Raw genomic sequence first — 26998 nt, 5'->3', positions numbered from 1 at the left:
CACTTATTCTTTGGCGACGGGAAATAGCATCGTAAATTCGGTGAATTGATTAAGCTCGCTATTAATCGAGATAGTGCCAGCTAATTTTTTGATGATATTAAACGTCACTGATAAGCCCAAGCCTGTGCCTTCTCCGACCGATTTTGTGGTGTAGAACGGCTCAAAGATTTTCTCCTGCGCCTCAATAGGAATTCCGGGGCCATTATCTTTAACGCTTATCTGTATAACGTCTTCACAGCGCTTCGTTTTGATACAGATCTTCGGGTTTTGAACCTGTGTTTGCGTCAGCGCTTGGGCTGCGTTTTTAATCAAATTCGTAAAGACTTGTTGCATCAACCCATTGTGAGCCATGAAACTGGGAAGGTCTACTAGGTCTTTTTCAACTGTGATTTTTCCGTTTAAGTCGTAAGACAAGACTTTCAATGTATCATCGAGAACTTGGGTTAAATCGCATACTTCTAATTCACTAGACTGACTATAAGTGAAGGATTTTAGATCTGTGATAATGTCTTTCACCCGTTTAAGTCCACTATGAGATTCTGATATCACACTACGGATATCCTCTAGAATAAATTCCATACCTTCGTCTTGTTCAAATTTAGCGATATTATTTCTCAACTCGGTAATTTTATGATCTCGCCCTATGTCGATCGATGCTAAAAACTCTGACTGCAGCGATTGCAGCTGCATAATACTTTTTAGGTAATCATCCATGCATGAAAAATTCGTCATCACATAGGCCAAAGGGTTATTAATTTCATGCGCAATACCCGCTGCCATTTGGCCAATACTGGCCATCTTTTCCTTATGCTGTAATTCTTGTTTAGCCGTTTTTAGATCAACAAGTGTCTCCTTAAGACGCTTATACTGACGCTTTAAACTATGCTCTGCTTGCCGTCTTTCTAATAATAAGGTCAATTGTTCAGATGCTTTGTTGATCACGTTAATTTGCTTCATGGACACTTTATCCATCTGCTCATCCGAAACAAAAAACATTAATAAATAAAGTGCCTTACTGTAAGCAACAATCGGAAATGTTAGGTAGCTGCCTATTGAGACACTGAGTTTTTCTTCTACTTCGGCTAGTTCGATCTCTTCGGGTATCAAATTGATCTGGGGTTGTTTTTCATCGAGTGTTTTATTCAAAAAACCCGGTAGTACGGGTAAATGTAGCGCACGATTAAAAGCATCTATTACAGCGGGGTTTTCAGCATCACAGTATTCGATGCTGCCCCTATCATGCTCAAGTATTTTGATGTGTAAACAACATGACGAGTAACATAAAGCGGAAAGCGTCGACGAGAAAACTTTTAATAATTCGGCTACGGATTCCGAACTTCGTGAAAACTGACTTATGCACATAAGCATGTTTGTTTCAGCATCGTGTTGTCGACGATTGTTTTCAATATGTATGAAGGTATCAATTTCTCGATTAAGAATAGAAAGGTTAAATGCTCGCTTACTTTGCTCTGCCAGTAAGCAACCATTGACTTGCATGGTACCCAACCAGCTGACCTGATCTAAATCGTATTCTGGCTGATGAAGCAATATTATGCGGGTATCATTATTCATTAACCCTTGTCTTACAAACTGTGTCACTTGTTCGCTCAATTGCTCATCTTCAGCGCTAGCGATACAGGCCACTATGAGAGCAGGCTTGTCATGCCGAAACTGTTTTTTCATTCCTCGTAAATTATTTATATGTACAAGTTCTCGCCATCCACTCAATTCAGTTAATTGAATCTCAGCACTACCAATGGTGAAAATTGGCAGTGAAATACTCGGGATTTGCATCGTGGAGCTTTCCATTAAAAATCTGCTAGTATAAAAATCATAGAGTTGAATAACGTATTCAGCAAGCCGCCAACTTTGCACTATTTTTGTTATTAAAGAAAAAGAAGGAAATCTTTATGAAATTAGTCAGATTGCTCTACTACAGTCGTGCATCAAGAGAAATGTCGTTGTCTGATTTAAAGGATATTTTGGGCACTGCACGAGACAATAATAATAGTATCGACGTTTGCGGCATGCTCTGTTACGACCAGCAGTATTTCCTTCAGGCCCTTGAGGGAGATAGAGAAACAGTCAATGAGCTTTATTTAGATATCGCTGATGATCCTCGGCACGACGATGTCGTCATTATCAGCTATAACGAAGTGAACGAACACGTATTCCCGCAATGGCAAATGGGCTATGCAGCCAGCTCAGCAAAGTTTTCTGCATTGTTAAAAGCACTAGGTCAAACAGAGTTTTCACCCGATAATATGACTCCAGAGCAAGCATTTACGTTTTTGACAGAAATGGCTGGCGCACAAACTGATATCTAAAGCAGTGCTTGCCAAGCATCCTGCTCAGGATGAACCAGGAAGGGTCAAATGTTCCCTGATTCGCTAAGCAAACGCTATTTTTGCATCTTTCGCTTTGTGATATTTGATAATTTGAGCACCAATAACGTCAGCAACATGGGCACATCAATCAACACCAACTCTTTGACAAAAGGTAGAATGTATCTCAAAAAGCTCGGCATTTTATTACCTTCTCCGCCTTCCCCACCGTGTGAATACCCTTGTTGGTTTATCTGTGCGGCCCAATCAGACAACTCCAAAGAGATCAGTAGCACACTGATCACAACAGAGATCAATAAAACGACAAAAGTACGCGACCTCCAATGGTATTGCAGGTACTTCATGCTTTCGCCCGCTTCAGGCACATACGCTTAGTCAAATTCACTATCCAGCGCCAATGTAGGGCCAGATGCACACCTATAATCGGCATGATCAACGTTGCTGAATCGTGGTGGATCTTCGACCAAAAATCTTGAATGTGTAATTCAATATCAAGCGTTGGTAACAGCGCCACGGAGACCAAAAAACCACTGACAGTAGCAAGCAACATCGTTAGGTACAGCAGGTAATTCCACACCAAACTAATGCGTTCTTTGGCGGATATATGCTCAGTAAAGCGTTTTGCACTTTGTTTTATCCAGTCCCAGTGCAACAACACATGCACGGCAAAGGGCACCACAAACAACACACTCAACCACTCATGTCCTGGTACACCCGTCGCCTGCGGAGCTGAAACAATCATAAAGCTTACCAGCAGCAACACGCCCATTACGTAACGGGTTTTGTGTATATTTTGTTTCCAATCTGACATTAAATAGTCGAACCTGTTTTAGTCTGCGTTTTGATAATCACGCGGATTATCGCCATATCATCACCCGCTGATCGAAAAATGCATTTAGTTGATAAAGTCTACTCTCATACAATTGGATGACTTTATCAACTACATCCCTATTCGTGCCTTATACCTCCCGACGGTCTAAGCAATCATCTTCAAGCAAAATAGATTTTCTAACCGTGCTCTATTAAGGTAGAAGTAACCGTCACTTCGAGAAATAGGTTTAAGTTGATAGCCAATGCTGGTTGAACGAGAAAGTGCTATTTCACAGTTTGGCTTGTGTGTTAAAAAACTCGCGAGCGGTACCGGTCATGTGGCACTGATCAGTGGTGAAGCAGGAATAGGAAAAACCACATTTCTTGAACAAATGCGCCGTAGCTATCAAACCAGAGCGAGATTTTATTGGAGTGGATGTGATCCCCTACTCACCCCAAGGCCGTTCGGTCCTGTACATGACATAGTCGCTGAACTGTCTACATCCTTGTTAAAACTGTTAGAAAACGGGGCTTCTACTACCAGTATTTATTTTGCTTTCTATCAGGCACTTGAATCGTCAAGTGAGCCGGTCATTCTGATTTTTGAAGATGTTCACTGGGCAGATCACGCTACACTTGATTTATTTAAGTTTCTGGTTCGGCGAATCGCTTTTGTAAAATGCTTATTGGTTATTAGCTATCGAGATGATGAGGTCAGCGAAACACATCCGTTTAGAACCGTATTAGATGTTCTTCCCTCTTCGCACACATCGCGCATTCCTATTCTGCCCTTAACACAGACAGGCATTGCACAACTGGCGAAAGACAGTCATCACGATAGCACAACCTTGCTTAACATTACCGCAGGCAACCCCTTCTACATTACAGAGCTATTAGCGGTTGATAGTGCTGATAAAAATCACATTCCTGTGTCAGTGAAAGAAGCGATTGTTTTTCGTTTAAATCAATTGCCCCAAGCAATACGTCACTTTCTCGAAACCATTAGCCTTATCCCCAACAGTGTGCCGCTGTCACTCATCTTGGCACTATGCGGTATCGAGGGGGAAACTCACGCTATCGCTTGTGTCGCTCGAAAACTGCTAACAGTGGATGATGTGGGTAATTTCCGTTTTCGCCACGAGCTCGCTCGCCTAAGCACCGTCGCTTCTATTGCTATTAGCAAACAAAAACAGCTACATAATAAAATAGTACTGGCGTTAGAAGCATCTCAGACTCATGACACGTTAGCCTTATTGATACATCACTCAGCTAGCGCCTTAGACGCTAAACGTGTGCTCAAGTACGCCCCCATAGCCGGTAAAAATGCAGCGAAAAATGGTGCACACCGTGAGGCTGCAGCCTATTTACGCGTTGCACTGCGCTTCGTGGACGACGCCCCCACAGAACTCGCCGCTCAGCTTTACCAAGATTGGGCATACGAAACTGGTCTCACTTTGCAGATTGATGACAGCGTAATTGAAGCACGTCGTCACGCAATCACATTATGGCGAGCACTAAATCGACAACAAAAAGTCGGTGAAAACTTACGTTTTTTATCTCGGTTACATTGGTATAGAGGTGAGGCAGCAGAAGCAGAGCACTTCGCAAATGAATCGATTAAAACGTTAGAAAGTATACCCATTTGCAGCGAACGCGTTATGGCTTACTCCTTTAGAGCCCAACTGGATATGCTCAACGATCGTATGGACGAGGCAATCGTCTGGGGAAATCGCGCCCTCGAGTTAGAAAAAACATTTACTGATCCAGAGCTTCGTATCCATGCCCTAAACAATGTGGGATCTGCTAGGGTATTTAGGGGAGATGAAGACGGTGAAGCGATGTTACATGAAAGCTTAGCACTGGCGATAAAGCATGGCTTTCATGAACACGCAGCTCGGGTGTACACCAATTTTTCAGATTATTGCGTTCGTTATAAAAAACTTGCTATGGCAGAAGAACTCATTGCGTCGGGCATCGCGTTTGATACCACGTACGATCTCGATTCCTGGACCTATTACCTAATTGGTATTCAAGCACAATTACGCTTAGAACAAGGCCGGTTAGAAGATGCCCAGACGATTTCACAAGGCGTACTCGGACGAGATAAATTGACCTTACTCATGAAGCTACCTGCACTTATTGCGCTAGCACGTTCACAACTGCGTTTAGGTGCTACGGGTTGCGATCAGAGAATCTCCCAAGCGCTAGAAAACGCAATGGCCACAGACGAATTGCAATATATTATCCCCGCAAGATTCGGTGCTATTGAGGCGGCTTGGCTACATGACAATAAAGAGGTGGCTTTCACGCATTTACAATGGCTTACAGAGCTCGATGCAAGTTGCTTAGATCACTGGCGTAGTGCTGAATTAGCGCTATGGATAAGCAGGTTCGGTTTTAGCATACAAACCAACACCGCCTTCCCCTTACCCTTGCCTTATCAACTTGAATTGCAAGAAAAATATGCAGACGCGGCTGAAGTATGGATCAACATGGAAATGCCGTATCACGCAGCCCTCAGCTTGTTGCACTGCGAACAACACTCGGCAAAAGATGCCCTGCCTCGAGCATTTCGAATGCTTGAAGCTATCGGAGCAAAAGCGACGTTGCTAAAAGTAAGAGATAAAGCAAAACAACTTGGTGTACTCGAGGATTTACCATCCGCTCGCCGCGGCCCGTATAAGCAGACCCGTCAACACCCCGCTGGGTTGACGGCGAAAGAACAACAAGTGTTAGGTTATCTAAGCGCGGGGTCAAGTAATCAAGAAATTGCAGATTTGTTGTCTCGCTCCCAGCGAACAGTAGAGAATCACGTCTCATCCATTCTCAGCAAATTGAATGTAGCCAATAGAATGGAAGCCATACTTCGCGTGCAAAATGAGCCTTGGTTATCTAGCATCGACAATTGATAGCACCAAGGCTAAACACACTTAAGTCTTTTTCGATTGATTTCTAAAGGCTAAGAAAGCGAAGCACGATAATAGAAGTGAGGCCATTGCGGGTTCAGGCACTTGCACGCCGCCCTCAGTAGGCACTGCAATACCCGTGTAGTTTAATTCAAAAACCTCATCTGGATAATCGACATGTCGGCCAAAGATGCTCATGGTACCTGTATTGGCAAATGCAAATGCATCTGAATTTATTGACATAAAGTAGCTGTCCTCTTGAGGGTTTTGGAACAAATTAGACACCACCAGCGGAAACAAAAAATCAAAAGTAAGCTGGTCTGCGTCAAGCGAACGAGAGGCGTTATTAGGTCCTCGGTCTCCTGCACCATCGGTTCGGTATTCGACATCCAGTGTATAGTCAGAAAAGCCGTTGATTACCGTTCTGTCGATTAGAAAATTTCCAGAGGTATTATTAAGACTTGAGATAATCCTTGGGGCAAATATTAAGCTGCCATCAAGGCTTGAGCGCACCACACGATTTTGCACTTGAATACCAACAACAAAAAATTCGCTTCCACTAGGGGAAACACTGTCATACAAAATTTCATCATAAATAACTGAACCAGCCAATTCAGGTTGCAGCAAAGCCGTGGTGCCGGACAAATTTATAGTATCCCCAGAAACCAGTAAACTCGCGTTACTTTGATTCGAAGTAACCGTACCCAAAGTGCACAGTAAAATGCCGATTAACATGGTTTTATTCATTTTGACGTCCTCTTAATATTAGCCACATTCCGTGATTGGCCTGGCTTAGCATTACGTTTCTTGATGAGTCAATGCGCTTTAGCTGCAAACCCGTTTAACATAAAAAAAACGTAATCCGTTTGCTAAATATAGAGGGGGATTAACGCTAAAATCTAGAGTAGATATACTCAATTTTTGAAAGAAACTACCTAAATTTCATATGTGAGTGTGCCCGCACGAATAGCTCTTTTGAAGACCCTAAGAATCGCAGAAAAATGGATGAGAAGGACAGATGCCTGATTGGCGTTTGCTTATATGATGGGTAGATAATAATACGCATGGATGTGTAAAACAGTACGCCCATCAATATTCAGGGAATGCGCGCACTGCTTGCTGTTGAGGGTTATATATTCGCTAAATAAGCCAACGAAGCAGTCTGTGCTTTTTGATTAACGTTCACCTGTTCGCAGTCAACACCTTTAGATGCTAGGTCTGTGCTCAGCATCTCTCTATAATGAACATAGAGATCAGCCAGGGCGTATAAACAGGACTTGAGCTCCGCTTTATCCATGCTTGGTAATATTCCTTTAAGCTCATTTGCCAATTCTGGCAATTTTTGTTCAATACGACGAACGCCGTTGGGTTCAAGCCCATGGGCTTTTTTCGCTAGAGGCGCTATCACGGTTTGGCGCAGAAACGAGACAAACTCAAATGCTTCAAATAGTTCCCCTCTCCCTATTCTGGCGGCACCGTAGTGCACCCAAACCCAGAATCTATCTTCATACCATTGCAGACTTTGCATTGGGTAATGCCCCTGTGAGCCTTGATAAATATCGCTTAACTGACTGTCTTCTTCCCACAGTACAATCGGATTGTCCACCCGTTGCACGACTTCAGGCAATGGAACGAGCTTCAAATCCACATGCAGTAGTTCATCGCCCTCTTGATACAAACAAATCAGTACTTTAGGCTCACCTACATGCTCACCGGTAAAACACCCTAGCAATTCACCATATGACGCCGCTAACGCTTCGCGCTGTTTGACTAGCGCTTCGTAGTGTTGAGGTTTCACCGCCAATACCAGATCCAGATCGCTGTATTTGTCCAAGTTATTAGTAGAAGCAGAGCCTGAAATCGATAAACCACAGAACTGTTCATTGTTTTGAGTGAGACGAATAATACGTTTAAGAAACGATAAATGGTGTGGTAATGCGCTGGTAATCTTGTTCAACATGGGAAGTGCCCCCTTGCAAATGATGTTGCGACGTTTTTCAAACTTTTCAATAACTTGGATTTTACTACACAGACTTGCTTTGCACGGCTTAGCTTAGCCCCACTGTATTCGGTTTTATTTTACACAGCAATACTTTAGCCTCTCACAATAAGATGCGTAAACCAATGATTAAATGGCGGGTAATAAATCCACCAATCAAATAGCGTCAAAACGTGAAGTCGTAGCAGTTTTATCTATTTTGCATGGCAACCTAGCGGCTTTTTTGCTATTGGTAGCGCATTGATTGTTAAAGCATAAGTAGGTTTTGGGTGAACAACACACATTCTTCCGTGTTGAATAAAGTAGCGTATTTAATATTGCACGGCTTTGACAAAAGCTATCGCTGGCATTCACGAATTACACGCGATGCCCAACAACGTTTTGAACAAGCCCTGTGGCAAGAAACGCAAAAGGCAGTAAAAGAACGCATTGCTATTTATGAGCGCACTTTGGCTGACGCAGTGGGCGAAATATATCAGCAGGTGTTTCCCCATCAAGAAAACAACCAATTTTGGTTTGACCTGAAAACACGGTATCAAAAAATACTCAGCGACCATCCTCAATATGAATTAGCCGAGACCTTTTACAACTCGGTGCTAGGCAGAATTTTCAAACATCAAAAAATCAATGATGAGATGATGTTTATTATGCCCACACGTTGCTATTTAGCGGGGTTGCAGCGCCATTTAGTGGTGCACAGTTTTGATACTTCAGGCACGGTGCGCAGAATGTTAGAAGACATTTTTAGTCAATACCATTTCGATATTGCTTTTCAGGACATGCAACGTGATTTACAGCATCTAGATGGAGCGTTGCGTGCGCGTTTAAATAGAGAACAATTGGCCAGCGTGCATACGGTGGAGATGTTAAAACCGGTATTTTATCGTAGTAAATCCGCTTACTTAATTGGGCGGATTTGCATGCCCGATGAAACCCTGCCCTTCGTGATCCCGCTGTCTATTGCTGAAGCGGAAACCTCAGGTGAAAAACACAAAATTGTGGTGGAAGCCTTGCTCACTGAGCGTCAGGATCTCAGTGTGGTGTTTAGTTTCGCCCGCGCCTATTTTATGGCTGACACCCAACACCCCGCAGAAGTAGTGGCCTTTCTCCATGAGCTACTCCCTCACAAAAAGAAGTTCGAGCTATACATAGCGCTTGGGTTATATAAACACGGAAAAACCGTATTTTATCGTAACTTTTTAGCGCATCTAGAGGAGTCGAATGACCAATTTTCCATAGCCCCAGGGATACGCGGGTTGGTTATGGCAGTATTTCACTTACCGTCTTACGGCGTGGTGTTTAAAATCATTAAAGATGAGTTTCCTGAAAGTAAAAAAATTACCCGTCAACATGTGAAAGACTGCTATAAACTTGTCAAAATGACCGACCGAGTGGGACGCATGGCAGACACTCATGAATACGTAAATTTTCGTCTACCCCGCCACAGAGTCGAACAAGCGTTAGTTGATGAATTACTCGATTGTTGCGCCAGTAGCATTGAGCTTACCGATGAAGAAGTGATCATTAAGCACTTGTACATAGAACGTAAAATGACACCACTAAACATCTTTTTAGAGCAACAACCCGACCCTGCATTGATAACCAGCGCCTTGAATGATTTGGGATTATGCATTAAACAAATCGCCGCAGCGCATATATTTGCTGGCGACATGTTACATAAAAACTTTGGAATTACCCGAGGCGGACGCGTCATATTTTACGATTATGACGAAATTTGCTACTTGACTGAGCGTGAATTTAGAACCTTACCCAAATCTGACGACCCCTACGCAATTGACACGCTTTCAGTGGGCCCGACAGATGTTTTTCCGGAGCAGTTTGAGCACTTTATAGTGGGTAAGAAGCACTTGAAGCAAGAACTTAAGGCTTTGCACGGAGAAATAATGACAGCCGAATATTGGCAACATATGCAGGCCCAATCGTTAAAAGGGGATGTACCGGATTTTATCCCCTATAACCAAGCGAAACGTTTCGTCAACTAAACAGGTTACACCTGACAACATGCTCTACCGCCATTATTTATTAACGGTAGGGCACCTTCTAGTTATTCTTCTCGGTGGTATTAGTTACCGTATAATCAGTATTAAGAACACGTACTTCACGCTGCGGGAACGGTATGGAGATGTTGTGTTCACGTAGCGTTTCAAAGATCGACAGCATTAAATCACCGCCGACGCGATTTTTACCGTCATCAATGCCTTCCATCCAAAATTCTACAAACACGTTTACACCTGAATCCCCGAAGCTATCAATTTCGCAATCTGGTCGCTCTTCAATGGGGTATTCATCACCGCTCAACACTTGCGGGTGCTCAGCAACTACCTCTTTTATTATTTCGACCATGGCTCGAATGTCGGTTTGATAAGCCACCGAGAAGTCCACGCGGTATCGCTGCTTGGGGTTCTTGTGAGACCAGTTAACAAATGTGCTAGAGATAAACTTTTCATTAGGCACCATGATGTCTTTGCCATCATAGGTTTCAAGGGTGGTATAGCGCATTTTGAAATGCCTTACGAAGCCCTTTTGTCCGTCTTCCATTTCAATGTAATCGCCAATGGTCACTGAGCGGTCAAGGAGTATGATAATGCCAGAGATGAAGTTTGATGCGATAGACTGTAAACCAAAGCCTAAACCGACGCCCACTGCGCCACCAAACACGGCTAGTGCGGTTAAGTTGATGCCCATCACATTCAGAAGTAGCAAGGCAATAACACACACCAAAGCGACTTCAAACAGCTTAGCGAATACTTCTCGGGTGCGGATATCCAAGGACTCTTGCTTACGTATAATGTCTTGGCCCACGTTATTCGAAGCGCGGCCTACCCAAAACAACAGCGTGCCAAAAATTAACACTCGCGCCAGTCCGTAGGCTGAGATTTCAATATTTCCGAGGTTAATGCTCAAGCCCTGCAGCACCTCAATAATCCCCGCTAGCCATCCCACCATATGCAGAAACAATAAGGGCAGCATCATCCACTTTAATAAGTTGGCGAGTATCGGGTGTGACACACACACGTTAATGACTGAATTAACAAACAACAGCACGGCGATGGTTAAGGCTAAATCTAAGATCCAGTTAGCCCCTATAATGCTGGCACTAAACTCGCTAACCACCTTTAGAAGAATAATCGCAATCAGCGGAAAGAGCATTTTGTCGATACGATAGGTAATTTTTCGTATGGGGTGGTCTTTTGAATCAGGCTGGTTATCGACGAATTTAGACGCCTTTCGTAATTTACTACCAAACCAATATGCTAATAAATAGATACCAGCAATTAAGCCAAGTTGTATGTAGGTATCGGCCATAAAGAGATGCTGATGGGCTACCTCTAGGTAATGTTGCGCCGTCTGCACTAATGACTGACCCGTCGTTTCTAGTACTGCAGTGTTTTTAGTTGCTACAGCGTCGGCGACGGGTAAAGTAGCGTCGGCGACGGACGAAGTAGCGATGATGAAGGTGTTGGTATCTGTCGTATCCACGTTAATTCTCTAACCAGTTATGGAATGGCTAACCAAATAAGAAACAATGACGCAATATAGCCAATTGTCCATAAAATGCTACGCAAAACATGCACATCGAACCAATAGGCACATAAGTAGCCGAAACGAGCTGCAATGAACACAATCGCACTGTATTGGGCCAAATGACCAGCAGATTGCGTTGCAACCACAGCCAGCGCACCCGGTACAAATAGAATCAGCGCTTCAAAGCAATTTGCGTGCGCTGCTGCCGCCCTCGCTCCAAATCCCTTGAGTTGCTTTTGCTGATCACGTGGATAGCGGTTGTCGTAGCCGTCTTGCTCTTTATTCATCGCTATCGCCAAAGGAGCTTTGGCAATAATTGGCATCAAAGCCGCGATGAGTAAACACAGAAGTATAATGGTCATAATGTATTGCTTATTATTAAATATCAGACCAAACGACCTTATCACGCAATTTACCGATTTCCCTAGCCATGTTTAAACCTGGAAACATTCCCATAAAAAGTGGATTTCGCTGTTTGGTGTGTCCGTTAGTGACCCAACATCACTTGTTTGTAGCAATCTTAATGCTTTGATTTTTATAGAATAACGCATATTCTGAAAGCGCATTTTCGTTATATAACGTTTCATCATTTTATGCGCAACTAAAGGTAATCTATGGATAATGTTTGGTTAGTCATTATTTTTACGTTAATCGCAGGTTTAGCAATGCCAGTTGGCGCTGTGGTAGCGCGTATCGAACATTTTCAATCCCAGTGGTTTGAAGAAGAATTTCGTCATTTAGTGATTGCCTTTGGCGGTGGCGCGCTGCTTTCTGCTGTGGCTTTGGTGCTCGTACCAGAAGGGATTGCTAACTTAAGCCTTACCACCAGCTTGGTGTTTTTTATTGCTGGCAGCTTGAGCTTTATGGCTATCGATATTTTACTGGTCAAGATTGATACCCCTGCTAGTCAGCTTGCGGCTATGTTGGCCGATTTCATACCTGAGTCGATTGCCCTAGGAGCAGCCTTCGCCACGGGTAAAAGCAATGCGGTTCTTCTTGCTGTGCTTATCGCCCTACAAAATTTGCCAGAGGGTTTCAATGCGTTTAGAGAAATGCGCGAAGGGGATAAATTCAGCGCCAATCGGCTTTTAGTCATTTTTAGCGCGCTAGCTTTATTTGGTCCCGCGGCGGGTTTAAGTGGTTATTTTTGGCTGGCTGACTACCCTGATTACGTGTCTGCGATTATGCTTTTTGCATCAGGCGGTATTTTATATTCGATTTTCCAAGATATTGCCCCACAAGCGAAACTCGATAAACATTGGTTTCCTCCTATGGGGGGGGTGTTCGGGTTCGCGCTTGGGCTGATTGGTTTTATGCTAACGTAAAACGCGTTAAATATTGGCAACATTATAGGGTGAGTAGTTATTCGCACTTCAAGTATTCAAAAACGTATTGACTTCGATCTACTAAGACGTTCTCTGATGGGCGTCATTGTTTACGCATTTATATTACCGGTCATTTTTTGGCCGTTACATTTTTTAGAAGCTCAAACCAAGCTGGCTTATGTGCTATCAGGTTGCATGTTTTTTATCAGTGCCCTAAGACTCATTCACTACTTCTTCTCACAACCCTTATACGAATTTTCTTCCCGTCTTTGGTTTGCGATTTTTGCCGTTTTATCGCTACTGCAAGCCGCCATACTTGGTTATGTATTTACGTTGGCAATTTTTGATGAGCGCTTCACTCCTATTATTCACATCTCTATGCTAGCCACCGCAGGTATTAGCGTCAGCGCGCTTTTTGCCCTTAGTCCAAGACTCAGGTTTGCGTTTGTGAATTTGTCGTTGTTGATGATGCCAGTGATGATAACCGGATTTTTAACCGACGGGTTTCTTCCTTTAGCGGGTATGATGCTGGTGTTTTTGCTGTACATTTCTGGGATTGGCATAAGGTCGAACAAGGAATACAAACGCTCTTTTGAGATTGAAATTGAGCTTCAAGCCCAACGAAGAGAGCTTGAGACCCTTAGTCAAACAGATGCCTTAACCAGTATTTATAATCGCGGGTATTTCAATCAGTATTTCGAAAATCTCTGGCACCACGCAACACGGCATAAAATAGAAATCGCTTTGCTGATCATCGATGCAGATCATTTTAAATCAGTCAACGATACCTACGGCCATTTAGGCGGAGACGCCTGCTTGATCCACCTCGCTCATGCAATCAATAAACCGATTAACCGTGCAACTGATATTGCGGTGCGCTACGGGGGGGAAGAGTTCGCTATTTTGCTGTCTGGTTGCAATCCACAGCAGAGCAAAAAAATGGCTGATGCCATTATGCAGTCGATTCAACAGCATAAATTTGTCTATCAAGATAGCGAAATACCTATCACGGTGAGTATTGGCATCGCGACGCTTGTTCCTAGTCCCCATCAAAAGTCGAATGAATTAATTGAACAGGCTGACTCTGCGTTATATCGCGCTAAAGCGACAGGTAGAAACAGAGCCGTATTATTCAGTCCTGACGATTAGGGTTACACTGTGGCATTTATAACAGCTGTGACCCCCTCGTGAACGACACCTTAAACTTAACGCCTATTCTTCAGGACATTTCCCTCCCCTCCCCTGCGCAGCAGATATTCCCGGATTGGGAGCATGCTGATGAAGTACAATTATGGGTAAAACGCGACGATCTAATTCACCCCATAGTATCAGGGAATAAATGGCGTAAATTACGTTACACACTTGAGCGAGCTGTTGGCACTGGGGTTCGGCACATCGTCAGCTTCGGCGGTGCGCATTCGAATCATCTACATGCACTGGGTTATGCTTGCAATAGCCTAAATATAAAGCTAACAGCGATAGTACGTGGTCACTTTCATAATAATCCGACACCTATGCTACAAGATTTAGTGGCATGGCAAGCTGACGTGCAATTTGCTGATCGTAAGACATATCAACTGCGCAATGACGAAACTTACTTGGCCTCATTAGCTCAGCAATATCCTAATGCTATGTTTATCCCAGAAGGCGGCTCTTCTGAGTTCGCTCTCGCTGGCGTGGCGGACATTGTTCGTGAGCTCACTCAACGTTATGACTACTTGTTAACGCCTGTTGGCAGCGGGGGGACATTAGCCGGGCTTATTCATGGTGCGATGAGTCAACCTGTGCCATTACACACCAAAATCATCGGAATCGCTGTGCTTAGAGGTGAGGGGTATCTCGAAGAGTTGGTGAGTAACTTACTGTCATCCCGGGCTATGTTGCCATCGCAAGCTAACACACGTGAACCTATCGCTGATTGGCACATTAACCACCAGTTTCATTTTAATGGCTACGCGAAGGCTACACCTGAACTGCATCAATTTTGTCAGTCGTTCAATGAGACACTGAGCATTCCTATTGAGCCTGTGTATAGCGGCAAGCTTTTTTGGGCGGTAAAAGAACTCATGGCTAAAAAGGCGTTTACACCCGGCAGCAAAATTTTGCTATTGCATACAGGTGGACTACAAGGCGCTAGAGGCTAATACTTGCGTACATCATCTGCTGGCGAATGGATACATTCTCACTTTCAGATGGTATATTCCCGCCCATAATCAGTCCAACCACACTATATGGCGAGTATGTTGTTTAACATTCGATTTTTATTGTTATTAAGTTTGCCTGTTCTTATAACCGGGTGCGCCTCTCAGCATTCCCCCGATGCATCACCCAGTGCACAGACCAAACTAGAGACAAAAGTAGAACGAGCTGAGGCCAGTGGTCACCTTACCCCCCCTATGCAGACCGTACTTAGAACCTCTTCGCAATCTGAGCTAATGATTGAACACTCTGATACACCTGACAAGGAGAGCTCCGCCCCAACGTTACACTTGAAGACACCGCGTTTTGCCCATGCTTCAGCAACAGACGGCAGATATATTTATGTGTTTGCAGGGTATGGTAAGCAAGGCTATTTAAGTGATGTTGAAATTATCAACCCTATCACCGGCGAAGTCGCTGTACTTGAAAATCGCGTGCTACCAAGGGGCTACTTTTCGGCAGTTTTCGATGGGCAGCATTCGATATATTTGCTTGGTGGCGTGAGTCATCAAGAAGACAAGGTACGCGTAGAGCAACGCATTGAAGTGTTCGACACCCGTACCCTTGAAACACGTACCTTAGGGGATATCCCTGAACCTTTGAGAGACAATAAAGCCGTTTATCTTGACGGTTACCTGTACGTACTCGGTGGTTCTTCTTACCAGGCAGAAAACGGTTATCAACTCACTCCAAGCGCGTCTGTTTGGCGCTATCACATCCAGCAGCAAGAATGGCAAAAGATGGCCAATATGCCAAGCGCAAAATCTACAGCCGTGGTAACCGATAACCAAGATATTTATGTTGTAGGGGGCGAACAAAACACAGATAGCCTAGCCAATGTCGAGCGATACACAGTGGCGAGCAATACATGGCAAAACATGACAGCCCTGCCGCATCCAGTCAGTGCCCACAGTGCAACGTGGCTAAACAACGCACTATGGGTATTTAGCAATGAAGATGAAACCAACAACAGCTACTTTTTAAAACGAGACACCTCACGCTGGCAAATAGCACCATTCAATTATCAAAGCGCCCTATATACTAGCATCACCTCGATGGGTCATAGCTTGTATATTATTGGCGGTAATGGCGGCAAGGGAAATTCATTTATGGGTGACATACAGGTATTAACACCATGAGCTGGTTAGAATGGATACAGGGTTTTGCTGGAGCGTCCATCATTGAATGGGTAGCCACCTTGGCCGGGTTTCTTTGCGTATTTCTGTTAATAAAGCGCAGTCGCTGGAGCTTTGTTTTTGGTTTTGTTCAAGTCAGTATTTATAGCTGGATATTTTTCGATGTAAAACTGTATTCCGATATGGGTTTACACATTATTTACATCGGCTTCCAGATTTATGGCTGGTATATGTGGAGCAACCATCAAGATCAGCAAGGGCATATATCCCCGGTCAAAGGCAGTGCGAAAGAATATGCTGGGTTTGGTGGATTAGCCTTAGCAAGCGCTGCAATATTAGGCTTAGCTATGTCTAGTTATACCGATGCCAGCTTCCCTTATGTTGACGCTTTTACCACCTGCGCGAGCTTAATTGCTCAGTGGTTGCTGACTCACCGCAAACTGTTTAACTGGGTGGTGTGGATCATTGTCGATATAGTTTCCATCTCACTATATTGGCAAAAAGGCTTGCATCCTACGTCCGCCTTGTATTTCTGCTTCTTGATAATGGCCTGTATTGGCCAATACACTTGGTTAAAAGAATTCCGTCGCCATAATAGTGAAAAGCATTCCACACATTTAGACAAAGCACTGAGTTAATTTGGGCTTCCCTGAAAACAGCAAAGTGATATGACGAGTACAGTATCTCCATGATCAAAAAAATTGTTTTTTTAGGGGCGCCTTCTACAGGTAAATCAACGCTCAGTGAAACTCTCGCTGAACAATTCAATTCAATTTCTGTAGCGGAATATGGCCGAGAGTATTGGATTGAACATCAGGTCGATAGGCGTCTTACGCCTGAGCAATTATTGCATATCGCCCAAGTGCAAAACCAATGGGAAGATGACGCCGAACAAAAAGCCAAAGGCTATTTATTCTGTGACACCAATGCGTTTACGACCTGGCACTTTGCCTGCCACTACCACACAACTGCTCTGCCTGAACTGACCAAACTCGCCGAAGACAGCTGGCAACGTTACGACTTGGTAGTACTTTGTGATAACGATATTCCCTATGATGATACGTGGGAGCGCTCTGGAGACGCCAACCGAAGTGAGTTCCAACAGTTTCTGAATCAATATTTAATCAACCACGCAATTCCATTCGTGAAAGTCAGTGGTGATATTGAATCTCGCGTTGCCCAAGTGCGTATCGCACTTGATGAGCTTACCGGTCAAATTAAGCAAAGCTTCAGTACACCCGCGACCTGTTAATATATTGTAAACGTTTGAAATTGCTCACTAATTTGGTGCTTATTGCACTAAAGTATACCACTGTTATGGCACCTTTCTATCGCGGATTTCCACTGAAAAATCTGTAACTGCATGAATTATAAGAACTTTAAAAGTTGGCCTATGTGTTGCAAAGGCTTAGGTGTATTAGATGTCCAGATCATCTAATACAGGGAACAATAATAACTATAATAAAAATAGCAGTACCGAGCGATGTAAAGCTCTTCAAACGAAAGCGTCTTATTCTTGTCCGGGTAAGGCGCTTTTTTGATCGTCCCATCGCGCTAAGCTGTCTAATTGCCCAGCAAATACTAGCCTAATTGGTGTGTGTGCCCGAAGTGTGAAATAGTCATTGGTGTAGAAGACTTCTTTGCCATCTTCCCACTGCGCTGACTGCGAAGCCGTTTATTCTCCCAAATACGCTCGTGGATCATATACGCCACCGTGTTAACCGCAGGCTCTACTAACGCAATAAGCCCACCTACGATAAAACTACCCGTAAGAAGATACGCTACGCTGAACGCAACGGTAAAGTGAGTAATAGCAAAGGTGATTGTTTTCATAAAAGTTCCCGTCAGTAATTCGTTCAGTTAGTCGGTGTAAACATAAAAAGTTGATAAACAAATATTATTCCCCGCCTAAAATTTAGGCTAATGAAACAAAGCAATCGCTTCAATCCATTAATACGATTAATTCTCATTTGTATTTTACTGTAACAGACTTAATATGCTTAGATAAAGACAAGTCATTTTTTTTAACGGCACTTTGTTTACATCCCATGATTAGGTGTTAGCATTCGCGTTTTATTGCATGTTGTTATTTATAAGGGTCTCCCTATGTCTCGTGTTCTGATTATCGGCGCTGGCGGCGTGGCTGCTGTCACTATTAAAAAATGTGCTCGTTTACCTGAGCTATTTGATGAAATTTATCTTGCTAGTCGTACGGTTTCTAAATGCGAAGCCCTACAACAAGAAGTGGGTATTGACCGCGTGAAAGGTGTATTTGCCGTTGACGCGGATCACGCAAGCGAAGTAGTAAAAGTGATTAATCAGGTCAAGCCTGACTTGGTTATCAACCTTGCCTTGCCATATCAAGATTTAGCCATCATGGACGCGTGTTTAGAAACCGGCGTTCATTACCTAGATACTGCAAACTATGAGCCAAAAGATGTGGCTAAATTTGAATACTCTTGGCAGTGGGCGTATCAAGAAAAATTCGAAAAAGCAGGCTTAACTGCGTTACTCGGTAGTGGCTTCGATCCGGGCGTAACTAACGTTTATACGGCGTATGCCGCTAAGCATTATTTTGATGAAATTCACTACTTAGATATCGTTGATTGTAACGGTGGCGATCACGGTCAAGCGTTTGCAACGAACTTCAATCCAGAAATCAATATTCGTGAAATCACTCAGCGCGGTCGTTTCTTCGAAAATGGGGAATGGAAAGAAACGGATCCCCTAAGCGTTCGTGAAGATTTAGACTATCAAAACATTGGTGTGCGCGCTTCATACTTGATGTTCCATGAAGAACTTGAGTCTATCGTTAAGCACTTCCCTACGCTGAAACGTGCCCGCTTCTGGATGACCTTTGGTGACGCGTACCTTACACACCTTAAAGTGCTTGAAGGCATCGGCATGACCAGTATCGAGCCAATTGACTTCCAAGGACAGCAAATTGTGCCCCTTGAGTTCTTAAAAGCAGTGTTACCGAACCCGGGCTCACTCGCTGACGGTTACACAGGCATGACGTGTATCGGTACTTACATTACCGGTATGAAGGATGGCAAAGAGAAAACTATCTTTATTTACAATAACTGTGATCACGCAGCGTGTTTCGCAGAAGTGGGGGCACAAGCTGTGTCATACACCACAGGCGTACCCGCCATGATCGGTGCATCCTTGATGCTAAGCGGTAAATGGAAGAAGCCTGGCGTGTGGAACATGGAGCAGTTTGACCCAGACCCGTTCATGGACATGCTAAACCAGCACGGCCTGCCTTGGCACGTAATGGAATGTGACGAAAGCCCATTTAGCAAGTAAGTCGTATTCAGCAAAGAAGTCATAGCACCAATCATCAGCATTTTAGGGCCATTTATTTGGCCCTTTACTTATTTAGCGGAGACCCCCGTGACTGATCCAATGTTAAACCCTGATATTCCTTCACCTTGCTATGTGTGTGAAGAAGCCAAACTCGAAGCCAATTTGCAGTTAATGCAACGAGTACAACAAGAAAGTGGCGTCGAGATTATTTTGGCGTTAAAAGGCTTTCCGATGTGGTCCACTTTTGATTTGGTAAAGCAGTATCTGCAAGGCTCAACCGCCAGTGCAGTATGGGAAGCTCGTTTAGGTAAAGAAGAAATAGGCAAGCAAGTGCATGCTTTTTCACCCGCTTTTAAACCTGCTGATATCGATCAGTTAGTGGATTTGGTCGACCATATTTCATTTAACAGTTTTGGCCAATGGAACCGCTTTAAAGCACAAATTTTACAGTCGAACGTGTCTCCCGGTATTCGCTTGAACGCGGAGCACAGAGAAGCCGATACAGAATTGTATGATCCAAGTGCGCCTGGCTCCCGTTTCGGTATTCTGGCTAAAGACTTGAAAGGCGCTGATTTAAGCGGTCTTGAAGGATTTCACATCCATAACCTTTGCGAGTGTGACTCGTTCGCCACCGAGCGCACTATACTCGCGGTGGAAGAAAAATTTGGCCAATACTTTGAGCAAATTAAATGGATTAATTTTGGTGGCGGTCATTTGATGACCAAAGACGGTTATGACGTGGAGCACCTTATTGCCACGCTAAAAGCCTTCAAAGCGCGTCACCCTCATCTGAACGTAATACTTGAGCCTGGCTCAGCGGTAGCGTGGCAAACAGGCCCCTTGGTGTGTGAAGTCATTGATATCGTTGAAAACCGCGACAAGATCGCGATCGTCGATATGTCAGCCACAGCGCACATGCCAGACGTACTTGAAATGCCCTATCGCCCAGATGTACGCGGTGCAGGTAAGGCAAATGAAAAAGCCTTTACCTATCGTTTTGGCGGTAACTCATGTTTAACCGGTGATGCGATTGATTTATATAGTTTTGATCACGAGCTACAAATTGGCGAACGGATTATTTTTGAAGACATGATCCACTACACCATGGTCAAAACGACGTTTTTCAATGGAGTAGAACACCCATCTATTGGTATTTTACGTAAAAACGGCGAATTTGAGCTGGTACGTAAATTTGAGTACGAAGACTTTAAGAATAAATTGTCTTAACACGATGACCGTCAAAGTCGCGCTACTATGATTAAACAAGGCGTAACCCGACTACTCGGGTTACGCCTTTTTTGATTGCCACCTCATCGCAATTAATGGCTCGCTTTATCGCCCCAGATTTCCTCTAGGCGTTGGTCACGGCCGCAATTCCAGCGATATAGTTTGTAGCGTACTGGACTCTTTTTGTAGAAGTCTTGATGGCCGATTTCATTACCTTTAATCGGGTAAAAACGCTTCGCGTCGAGAATAGGTGTTACCACTGTTTGCTCAGGAAATTGAGCCTCAACTGCTTGCTTGGTACTCTGGGCAATGGCGCGTTCCTGCTCATTGGCCACGAAAATAGCACTTAAATAACTATGGCCTTTATCACAAAATTGGCCGCGGTCATCAAAGGGGTCAATGTTCACCCAATAATGATCTAAAATTTGTTGATAACTCACAACCTCAGCGTCATAGGTAATTTTCACCGCTTCATAATGACCTTTGTGATTTCCGTTATACGTTGGGTTACGCACAGTTCCGCCAGTAAAACCAGAAACCACATCGCTCACCCCCTGTAATTTTTCGAAATCGGATTCCATACACCAAAAACAGCCACCAGCCAGTATGGTTTCATCCGCTGTTACATGAAAAGAGATAAACGATACGCTGAGGATCAACGCAGATAAAATAGATTTCATAACCACCCTTTAATGCTACAACAACACGCTCACGGGAATGTGACGCTCTTGATAAGTAGAACCGATAAACAGCCTACAACTTTCACTGTTGTGGCTTTATCGAAACCGCCCTACGAAGGGCGCCTTGCGTAGGCCGCTTTGCGAAGGCCGCATTCATCAATTAATCAATGCGCTGAGCCAGTATCTTCGTTCTTGGCCTTACGAATAAAAAACATCAACGGCAAGGCACAGGCATACATAGCGCCAATCCATAGAAATAGATCATTAAAGGCCAGTACTTGCGCTTGCACCATGACTCTATCCGCAATTTGCTTAATCGCTGCAACAGCAGGATCGCTCGATGCGCCAGCGACAGCTAACTGAGCTTTAGTAAGCTCTTCGAGCACCACAGCGCGGTTGGTGTCGATAGCAGGAATAAGCTGCGCCCAATGATAGTCCACGCGAATATCACGTATAGTATCCATAAAGGCTAGGCCCACTGCACCGCCTAAATTACGCAACACGTTGAATAGACCCGCTGCGTTACTGATCTCACTGTTTGGCAAGGTGCCCATGGCAATACGAGAGGCCGTTAATAAACACATCAATAAGCCCACCCCGCGCACCATTTGCGGCCACATAAACTGGTTAAAATCTGCTTGATCCGTAAGGTTCGCATTCATCACAGAGCCCGTGCCCACCATTACTAAGCCAACCGCTAACATATAACGCGCATCAACTTTGTCAGATAGCCGACCAATAATGGGGGCACTAAAGAACATTGATGCCCCTGTCACAAACATCAGCTGGCCAATTTGAAAACTATTAAACCCCCGCACCGTGCCTAAAAACAACGGCATTAGATACACCATGCCGTACAGAGCAATTCCGATAATAAAGCCTAATGAAGCACCTAATGCGAAGTTACGGTCGCCAAACACGCGCAAGTCAACGATGGGTAGCGTTACGCGAAAGGCCCGCCAGAAAAAACCTACCGCGCCCATTGCGCATACCGCACTGAGCATTAAGATCAGCGTGCTATCGAACCACTCATCCCCAGGGCCTTCTTCGAGTATGTATTCAAGCGGGCCTAAGAATAACGCCAAATAAAGAAGGCCTAAAAAATCGATTTTTTTGAACAATAAAAAATCTGGTTTATCGATACGTAAGTAAAACCACACACCCGCGCTGGCCAATATTCCCGGCGCCACATTCATTAAAAATAACCAATGCCAGCTTGCGTGCTGAGTGATGTAACCGCCTAAAGTAGGGCCAATTGAAGGAGCGGTTGTCGCTATCATGCCGATCACCGCTTGCACTGCTCCCATGACCCTAAGCGGGAATAACTTGAAGCTAATGGCATAGGCTATGGGGATCATCGCCCCGCCCACAAAGCCTTGAATGGCGCGCATAATAATTAATTGGTCAATAGTTTGCGCAAGGGCGCAGCCGACACTGGCGATAGTAAATGCCACACAGGAAATCACGAAGGTAAGATGCGTTGATAACCAACGGGTTAACATGCCTGACAGCGGGATCATAATTATTTCGGCGATGAGATAGGCCGTTTGCACCCAAGAAATTTCATCAGGTGTGGCAGACACCCCTGCTTGAATTTCATTCAAAGAGCTGGCGACAATCTGAATATCTAAAATCGCCATAAACATACCGAGCATCACAGCAACAAAGCCAATCTTCTGACGCAGCGATGGCATCTCGGTTACTTTTTCATCACTCATTTACGTGACTCGACTTGTCATATTTCGTACCGATTTGATGTACGCGGCAAGCGAGTATTTTTGGCAATACCGGTAAAAGATGATTCATGTGCTTGCCAGTTTAGTTAATGCCTATCGCGTTGCGTGGTCAGCACTTCTTCGTTGGGCAAATAGGCACTTTGTTGATTGAAACCTTGTGTATCAACATGCGGTACCACAGATAAACCAGGACGCAATAAATGCAAATACTCGCTTGGACCTGTGACGTGAATTCGAACAGGCACACGTTGTACGATTTTATTGAAATTTCCAGTGGCATTATCTTTAGGCAGTAAACTAAATTCAGAGCCGGTGGCTGGTGAAATAGACGCTACCACCCCGGTAAACTCCACATCATCTTGAGCATCTACTGTGAGCTTTACAGGCTGGCCGATTGTCATGTGGCCTATCTGCGTTTCTTTGTAATTGGCCACAACATACACTTGAGGAAGCGGTACCAAATACAAGAGTGTCATGGTCGGTTGAACCAAGCCCCCAGTGCGAGCTCCTAAATTACCGACTATGCCATCGCTTGGTGCCAGAATATCTGTTTTAGCCAGCTGGCTTTGCGCATAAGCAATCTGTGATTCAGCGGAACTGATGTTGGCTGCAGCACTTTGCTTTTGTGCATCGAGCACAGCAAACATCTGTTGTGCAGCAGCGTAAGCCGCTTCAGCTTGGGCTTGCTTAGCTTTGGCAACCGCCACGTCAGCTTCGGTATTTTGCAGCTGCTGCTTGGAGTCGAAAGACTGTTTATCTAAAACTTGGAAGCGAGCTAAATTGAGCTCGCCGCGCTTTACTTCTGCTTTGGCCGCATCAATATTGGCTTTTGCTTCATCTATTTTTTTATCTTGCAGACTAATTTGCTGCTGAGCATTAACAAGGGCGGCTTCGGCAACGCTAAGCTCAGCGTTAGCCTGTGCTAATTTTGCTTGGTAATCACTGGCGTTAATTTTGACCAGAAGTTGCCCTTGGCGCACATGTTGATTTTCTTGCACGGCTAAGGTTTCGATACGCCCGGATATTTCAGCTCGAATGGAGATATTGTCTGATTTGATATACGCGTTATCGGTTTCTTCAATAAATCGCCCATGTTCGTACCACTCGTAGCCTTTAGTTGCTATCCACCCCACGACCAACACTAAAACGACGAGGAAAAAACCTTTTCTTAACCACATTGGGAGTCCAAATTTGTGTGCGTTACATTAAGTGTAATGTATATTACACTACACTTCTAATCGTTCAATTGATAACAGGCAAATAACATAAATTTTTGTTATGGTTATTTCGTCTCATTAATGCAGTTAAGCCATGCCCCCAAAGACACCACTAGCTAGCAACACCACTGAGTATGCACCACGAGAACGTGGCCTTATTCGCCGTGATAAAATTATTCAAGCCGCGACGCGTGTTTTCGTTCAATCTGGTTTTGAATCAGCGAATCTGCAAGATATCGTTGCTTTAGCTGGCGGCTCACTAGCCACCCTTTACCGATTATTTGGCAACAAAGAGGGGTTATTTTATGCCGTTATCGAGCGTAAGAGTGACCAGCTACTGGGCGAAATTGACTATGGTGATTTACAGCACAAAACTCCAAAAGATGCATTGCAGGTGATAGGCATGCGTTTTTTCAGTATGGTGATTTCGCCGGAGGTGGGCGCGATACACCGCTTGCTGATAGGCGAAGCGGTGCGCACTCCCAAACTGCGTGAAATATTCTTAACACTTGCTACCGAGCGCGCAATACGTAACTTAGCGGATTACCTGCAAACCCAAGTTGATAAACAAACATTGGATATTCCAGATTGCTTTATTGCCGCCAGTCACTTTATGGGCGCATTAAAAGGCAACTATCACATTCGATGCATGTTAGGGGAAGTGGTCAACTTACCCCTTGAAGAGCAAGAAAAATTTGTAACCGCAGCAGTTGATATGTTCCTCGGTGGTTATGCTCGTCGCTAAAGAGTGCGTTAAACGTCAAGGGCAATTTCAGGCGTTGAAAGTCGTTCTAATAACCGCTCAGATAAGCCATCGTTAATATTGCGTGCTTTTTGCGCGACTATAACGTGGTTAATACGCAGTTTCGAAAGCCAATTCATGCAAGCTCGATTCAGTAAATCTTGCATACCCCTTTGTAAACCTCACCCCGTAGCGCCCCCGTAGATTTGTTTTTCACTCAATACATTGCTCTATAACCCGCGCTGCGCGTGCCGTAAATATTTTATGAGAACTCGGCAGAGCATTTGCATCGTTGATAGCAAATCCGTTAGCGGCTTGAAGATCGCATTTAGGCTACTTGAGACCGTTAAGTTACCACCACATCTTAGTAATAAAATCAGTGCAGGAGACATTATATGAGTATTGTTAAATCTGGCAGCGCAACCTATAAGCCATTAGGTAAGAAAGGCAAAGGCAGTATTTCTACAGAAACTGGCGCATTATCAAATCACCCATATGGCTTCAATACACGTTTTGAAGACGGCAAAGGCAGTAACCCGGAAGAACTCATCGGTGCTGCGCATGCAAGCTGCTTCACCATGGCTCTTTCGCTGGCCCTAGCAGATGCAGGTTACGAAGACGGTGAATTAAAAACCACAGCGAAAATCAGTTTAGATAAGACAGATAATGGCTACAAAATTAGCCAGTCAGCATTGAGCTTAAGCGCAACAGTAGCAGGGATATCCGAAGACGAGTTCTCAGAAATAGCACAAGAAGCAAAAGCCAACTGCCCCGTATCAAAACTGCTAGATACCAAGATAACCTTAGCAATCGATCTATCCACCTAGCCGTTTTATATAACGCCAGTGGTAAATAAAGCCTTAACGGCATGAGCCCCTAATACCGATGGCTCATCAAGTGTAAGGCCGCGGGGGGATAACAACCCTGCGGCTTTTGTTTCTCCCACCCTCCTCTATTAACCCTATTCGATTAACCGTATTTGATAAAGAATGGGTTTAACGAAACTGGGTAATCAGAAGAGCTAAGATCTGAGTTGAAAATCAGCAACTTCGCATCGCCATTTTTACACGGCATCGCAGCACAATTGAAAACGCTTAGTGCCCTCTTTGATTGACCAATTAATCATGTCTTCCTACTGCGTTGCAGCTGCCAGCGCTTTAAGATCTTGAGTTAAGCCGGTTTTGGGTCTTTCGATGACCCGCCCTAACTCTTTTCCATTGTTCAGTAGAATAAACGTGGGTGTGTATTTAAGCCCGTACTGCTCTGCCAAGCCTTCAGGGTCTGATTTTCTCCGGTCAACGGCGACCAACGTAAGCTTAGGCACCTCCAACCCGCTTAGGTCAAAGGTCTTTAACAAACGCGGCACTTCACGTTGACTGTCGTGACACCAGGTACCAAATAAAACCACAAGGGTATCTTTTTGCAGTTCTGCTACCGCAGCCAGTTCCTCTTTGCTTGGTTGATACGCTTTATATTCGGTTTGAAAGGCCGGGTATTGGGCCAACAATTGCTCTGCGCTGATTTCCCCCACTAAGTCAGGCTCACTGCCCACTGAATGACTACAGCCGGTTAACACAAAACCCAATAATATAAATAACGTCACTTTTTTAATACGATTCAAACTGGCTGGCTCCTTCGGTTAACGCACTGGTATTCAATATCACATGTCATCAAATTTCAAGTTAACACATTACTGAGATTATGATTTGGTGTAATATTACTACCGAAGCGTCTTGAGTAGTTAAATCAAAATAAAAACAGTAACTTGCTACCCTTTTTTTCGACTAAACTGATAACAGCTATGCGGCACATTTAATACAT

General features: G+C 44.2%; 26 protein-coding genes. 13 read left to right on the top strand and 13 right to left on the bottom strand.

The window, feature by feature from the left end:
• Window positions 1-3: 3 nt before the first annotated feature.
• On the bottom strand, window positions 4-1809 hold the full coding sequence (locus PATL_RS22170) for a sensor histidine kinase (protein ID WP_011573654.1): 1806 nt from the start codon (window positions 1807-1809) through the stop codon (window positions 4-6).
• Window positions 1810-1910: 101 nt separating this feature from the next.
• Here PATL_RS22170 and PATL_RS03905 point away from each other — a divergent pair, with 101 nt between their 5' ends.
• Complete coding sequence (locus PATL_RS03905; RefSeq protein WP_011573653.1) at window positions 1911-2327, top strand: BLUF domain-containing protein; 417 nt, start codon at window positions 1911-1913, stop codon at window positions 2325-2327.
• Window positions 2328-2401: 74 nt separating this feature from the next.
• On the opposite strand, the gene PATL_RS03900 is transcribed toward PATL_RS03905, so the two are convergent.
• Together PATL_RS03900 and PATL_RS03895 are read right to left on the bottom strand one after the other, a co-directional pair.
• Window positions 2402-2689, bottom strand: a complete 288-nt coding sequence (locus PATL_RS03900; RefSeq protein WP_011573652.1) for a hypothetical protein — start codon at window positions 2687-2689, stop codon at window positions 2402-2404.
• On the bottom strand, window positions 2686-3156 hold the full coding sequence (locus tag PATL_RS03895; protein ID WP_011573651.1) for a DUF4405 domain-containing protein: 471 nt from the start codon (window positions 3154-3156) through the stop codon (window positions 2686-2688). Before PATL_RS03895 ends, PATL_RS03900 begins: the two co-directional genes overlap by 4 nt.
• Window positions 3157-3418: 262 nt before the next feature.
• Here PATL_RS03895 and PATL_RS03890 point away from each other — a divergent pair, with 262 nt between their 5' ends.
• Complete coding sequence (locus PATL_RS03890; RefSeq protein WP_011573650.1) at window positions 3419-6064, top strand: helix-turn-helix transcriptional regulator; 2646 nt, start codon at window positions 3419-3421, stop codon at window positions 6062-6064.
• A 21-nt stretch (window positions 6065-6085) separates the two neighbouring features.
• Here the strand turns inward: PATL_RS03890 and PATL_RS03885 are convergent, their stop codons facing one another.
• Both PATL_RS03885 and PATL_RS03880 read right to left on the bottom strand, forming a co-directional pair.
• Window positions 6086-6808 (bottom strand): hypothetical protein, encoded by a 723-nt coding sequence (locus tag PATL_RS03885; protein ID WP_011573649.1) that lies wholly within the window; start codon window positions 6806-6808, stop codon window positions 6086-6088.
• A gap of 382 nt (window positions 6809-7190) precedes the next feature.
• Window positions 7191-8021 (bottom strand): aminoglycoside 6-adenylyltransferase, encoded by an 831-nt coding sequence (locus PATL_RS03880; protein WP_011573648.1) that lies wholly within the window; start codon window positions 8019-8021, stop codon window positions 7191-7193.
• 308 nt (window positions 8022-8329) lie between these two features.
• Here PATL_RS03880 and aceK point away from each other — a divergent pair, with 308 nt between their 5' ends.
• The gene (gene aceK / locus PATL_RS03875; RefSeq protein ID WP_011573647.1) at window positions 8330-10063 is read left to right on the top strand and encodes a bifunctional isocitrate dehydrogenase kinase/phosphatase; all 1734 of its coding nucleotides are present in this window, start codon (window positions 8330-8332) and stop codon (window positions 10061-10063) included.
• A gap of 58 nt (window positions 10064-10121) precedes the next feature.
• Here aceK and PATL_RS03870 read toward each other — a convergent pair whose 3' ends face one another.
• Together PATL_RS03870 and PATL_RS03865 are read right to left on the bottom strand one after the other, a co-directional pair.
• A complete protein-coding gene (locus PATL_RS03870; protein ID WP_157043439.1) occupies window positions 10122-11435 on the bottom strand; it encodes a mechanosensitive ion channel family protein in 1314 nt (437 codons plus the stop codon).
• A 143-nt stretch (window positions 11436-11578) separates the two neighbouring features.
• Complete coding sequence (locus tag PATL_RS03865; protein WP_011573645.1) at window positions 11579-11968, bottom strand: MAPEG family protein; 390 nt, start codon at window positions 11966-11968, stop codon at window positions 11579-11581.
• Window positions 11969-12220: 252 nt separating this feature from the next.
• Between PATL_RS03865 and PATL_RS03860 the strand changes: the two genes are divergently transcribed.
• From PATL_RS03860 to PATL_RS03835, 6 genes are all read left to right on the top strand, one after another.
• Window positions 12221-12931: a ZIP family metal transporter gene (locus PATL_RS03860; protein ID WP_011573644.1), complete on the top strand. Its 711-nt coding sequence runs from the start codon at window positions 12221-12223 to the stop codon at window positions 12929-12931.
• 96 nt (window positions 12932-13027) lie between these two features.
• Window positions 13028-14080: a GGDEF domain-containing protein gene (locus PATL_RS03855; RefSeq protein WP_011573643.1), complete on the top strand. Its 1053-nt coding sequence runs from the start codon at window positions 13028-13030 to the stop codon at window positions 14078-14080.
• Window positions 14081-14118: 38 nt separating this feature from the next.
• Window positions 14119-15075: a 1-aminocyclopropane-1-carboxylate deaminase/D-cysteine desulfhydrase gene (locus PATL_RS03850; RefSeq protein WP_011573642.1), complete on the top strand. Its 957-nt coding sequence runs from the start codon at window positions 14119-14121 to the stop codon at window positions 15073-15075.
• A gap of 96 nt (window positions 15076-15171) precedes the next feature.
• Window positions 15172-16269, top strand: coding sequence for a Kelch repeat-containing protein (locus PATL_RS03845; protein WP_041713287.1), 1098 nt, complete (start codon window positions 15172-15174; stop codon window positions 16267-16269).
• Entirely contained in the window at window positions 16266-16904 is a 639-nt protein-coding gene (gene pnuC / locus PATL_RS03840) for a nicotinamide riboside transporter PnuC (protein ID WP_011573640.1), read from the top strand. The genes PATL_RS03845 and pnuC overlap by 4 nt, the downstream gene beginning before the upstream one ends.
• Before the next feature lie 50 nt (window positions 16905-16954).
• Window positions 16955-17518, top strand: a complete 564-nt coding sequence (locus tag PATL_RS03835) for an AAA family ATPase (RefSeq protein ID WP_011573639.1) — start codon at window positions 16955-16957, stop codon at window positions 17516-17518.
• Between the two features lie 329 nt (window positions 17519-17847).
• On the opposite strand, the gene PATL_RS03830 is transcribed toward PATL_RS03835, so the two are convergent.
• Window positions 17848-18099 (bottom strand): DUF2061 domain-containing protein, encoded by a 252-nt coding sequence (locus PATL_RS03830; protein ID WP_011573638.1) that lies wholly within the window; start codon window positions 18097-18099, stop codon window positions 17848-17850.
• Between the two features lie 273 nt (window positions 18100-18372).
• Between PATL_RS03830 and PATL_RS03825 the strand changes: the two genes are divergently transcribed.
• Both PATL_RS03825 and nspC read left to right on the top strand, forming a co-directional pair.
• Window positions 18373-19575, top strand: coding sequence for a saccharopine dehydrogenase family protein (locus PATL_RS03825; protein ID WP_011573637.1), 1203 nt, complete (start codon window positions 18373-18375; stop codon window positions 19573-19575).
• A gap of 87 nt (window positions 19576-19662) precedes the next feature.
• A complete protein-coding gene (nspC, locus tag PATL_RS03820) occupies window positions 19663-20802 on the top strand; it encodes a carboxynorspermidine decarboxylase (RefSeq protein ID WP_041713284.1) in 1140 nt (379 codons plus the stop codon).
• Window positions 20803-20894: 92 nt separating this feature from the next.
• Here the strand turns inward: nspC and msrA are convergent, their stop codons facing one another.
• The 3 genes from msrA to PATL_RS03805 form a co-directional block, all read right to left on the bottom strand.
• A complete protein-coding gene (gene msrA / locus PATL_RS03815; protein WP_011573635.1) occupies window positions 20895-21482 on the bottom strand; it encodes a peptide-methionine (S)-S-oxide reductase MsrA in 588 nt (195 codons plus the stop codon).
• Between the two features lie 164 nt (window positions 21483-21646).
• Entirely contained in the window at window positions 21647-23200 is a 1554-nt protein-coding gene (locus PATL_RS03810; RefSeq protein WP_011573634.1) for a DHA2 family efflux MFS transporter permease subunit, read from the bottom strand.
• 104 nt (window positions 23201-23304) lie between these two features.
• The gene (locus tag PATL_RS03805; RefSeq protein WP_011573633.1) at window positions 23305-24396 is read right to left on the bottom strand and encodes an HlyD family secretion protein; all 1092 of its coding nucleotides are present in this window, start codon (window positions 24394-24396) and stop codon (window positions 23305-23307) included.
• Window positions 24397-24529: 133 nt separating this feature from the next.
• On the opposite strand from PATL_RS03805, the gene PATL_RS03800 reads away from it, so the two are divergent.
• On the top strand, window positions 24530-25180 hold the full coding sequence (locus PATL_RS03800) for a TetR/AcrR family transcriptional regulator (protein WP_011573632.1): 651 nt from the start codon (window positions 24530-24532) through the stop codon (window positions 25178-25180).
• Window positions 25181-25188: 8 nt separating this feature from the next.
• On the opposite strand, the gene PATL_RS23025 is transcribed toward PATL_RS03800, so the two are convergent.
• Window positions 25189-25317: a hypothetical protein gene (locus PATL_RS23025; RefSeq protein WP_301547048.1), complete on the bottom strand. Its 129-nt coding sequence runs from the start codon at window positions 25315-25317 to the stop codon at window positions 25189-25191.
• A gap of 255 nt (window positions 25318-25572) precedes the next feature.
• Here PATL_RS23025 and PATL_RS03795 point away from each other — a divergent pair, with 255 nt between their 5' ends.
• Window positions 25573-26004 carry an OsmC family protein gene (locus PATL_RS03795; protein WP_011573631.1) on the top strand — a complete coding sequence of 144 codons (432 nt, stop codon included), beginning with the start codon at window positions 25573-25575 and terminating at the stop codon, window positions 26002-26004.
• A 305-nt stretch (window positions 26005-26309) separates the two neighbouring features.
• On the opposite strand, the gene PATL_RS03790 is transcribed toward PATL_RS03795, so the two are convergent.
• Window positions 26310-26798 carry a thioredoxin family protein gene (locus PATL_RS03790; RefSeq protein WP_011573630.1) on the bottom strand — a complete coding sequence of 163 codons (489 nt, stop codon included), beginning with the start codon at window positions 26796-26798 and terminating at the stop codon, window positions 26310-26312.
• Between the last annotated feature and the right edge of the window lie 200 nt (window positions 26799-26998).

Source organism: Paraglaciecola sp. T6c, from assembly GCF_000014225.1.
Taxonomy (GTDB): domain Bacteria; phylum Pseudomonadota; class Gammaproteobacteria; order Enterobacterales; family Alteromonadaceae; genus Paraglaciecola; species Paraglaciecola atlantica_A.
The sequence above is the reverse complement of the archived record's forward strand: the minus strand, read 5'-3'. Positions and strand labels throughout refer to the sequence as shown.

Bases quoted from the DNA above. Each gene is read 5' to 3' on its own strand.
- PATL_RS03885 (WP_011573649.1), bottom strand. From the start codon at position 6,808: ATGAATAAAACCATGTTAATCGGCATTTTACTGTGCACTTTGGGTACG.
- PATL_RS03855 (WP_011573643.1), top strand. From the start codon at position 13,028: ATGGGCGTCATTGTTTACGCATTTATATTACCGGTCATTTTTTGGCCG.
- msrA (WP_011573635.1), bottom strand. From the start codon at position 21,482: ATGAAATCTATTTTATCTGCGTTGATCCTCAGCGTATCGTTTATCTCT.
- PATL_RS03810 (WP_011573634.1), bottom strand. From the start codon at position 23,200: ATGAGTGATGAAAAAGTAACCGAGATGCCATCGCTGCGTCAGAAGATT.
- PATL_RS03825 (WP_011573637.1), top strand. From the start codon at position 18,373: ATGTCTCGTGTTCTGATTATCGGCGCTGGCGGCGTGGCTGCTGTCACT.
- PATL_RS03900 (WP_011573652.1), bottom strand. From the start codon at position 2,689: ATGAAGTACCTGCAATACCATTGGAGGTCGCGTACTTTTGTCGTTTTA.
- PATL_RS03805 (WP_011573633.1), bottom strand. From the start codon at position 24,396: ATGTGGTTAAGAAAAGGTTTTTTCCTCGTCGTTTTAGTGTTGGTCGTG.
- PATL_RS03860 (WP_011573644.1), top strand. From the start codon at position 12,221: ATGGATAATGTTTGGTTAGTCATTATTTTTACGTTAATCGCAGGTTTA.
- PATL_RS23025 (WP_301547048.1), bottom strand. From the start codon at position 25,317: ATGAATTGGCTTTCGAAACTGCGTATTAACCACGTTATAGTCGCGCAA.
- PATL_RS22170 (WP_011573654.1), bottom strand. From the start codon at position 1,809: ATGGAAAGCTCCACGATGCAAATCCCGAGTATTTCACTGCCAATTTTC.
- PATL_RS03865 (WP_011573645.1), bottom strand. From the start codon at position 11,968: ATGACCATTATACTTCTGTGTTTACTCATCGCGGCTTTGATGCCAATT.
- pnuC (WP_011573640.1), top strand. From the start codon at position 16,266: ATGAGCTGGTTAGAATGGATACAGGGTTTTGCTGGAGCGTCCATCATT.
- PATL_RS03845 (WP_041713287.1), top strand. From the start codon at position 15,172: ATGTTGTTTAACATTCGATTTTTATTGTTATTAAGTTTGCCTGTTCTT.
- PATL_RS03890 (WP_011573650.1), top strand. From the start codon at position 3,419: ATGCTGGTTGAACGAGAAAGTGCTATTTCACAGTTTGGCTTGTGTGTT.
- PATL_RS03835 (WP_011573639.1), top strand. From the start codon at position 16,955: ATGATCAAAAAAATTGTTTTTTTAGGGGCGCCTTCTACAGGTAAATCA.
- PATL_RS03830 (WP_011573638.1), bottom strand. From the start codon at position 18,099: ATGAAAACAATCACCTTTGCTATTACTCACTTTACCGTTGCGTTCAGC.
- PATL_RS03880 (WP_011573648.1), bottom strand. From the start codon at position 8,021: ATGTTGAACAAGATTACCAGCGCATTACCACACCATTTATCGTTTCTT.
- PATL_RS03800 (WP_011573632.1), top strand. From the start codon at position 24,530: ATGCCCCCAAAGACACCACTAGCTAGCAACACCACTGAGTATGCACCA.
- PATL_RS03895 (WP_011573651.1), bottom strand. From the start codon at position 3,156: ATGTCAGATTGGAAACAAAATATACACAAAACCCGTTACGTAATGGGC.
- PATL_RS03795 (WP_011573631.1), top strand. From the start codon at position 25,573: ATGAGTATTGTTAAATCTGGCAGCGCAACCTATAAGCCATTAGGTAAG.
- PATL_RS03905 (WP_011573653.1), top strand. From the start codon at position 1,911: ATGAAATTAGTCAGATTGCTCTACTACAGTCGTGCATCAAGAGAAATG.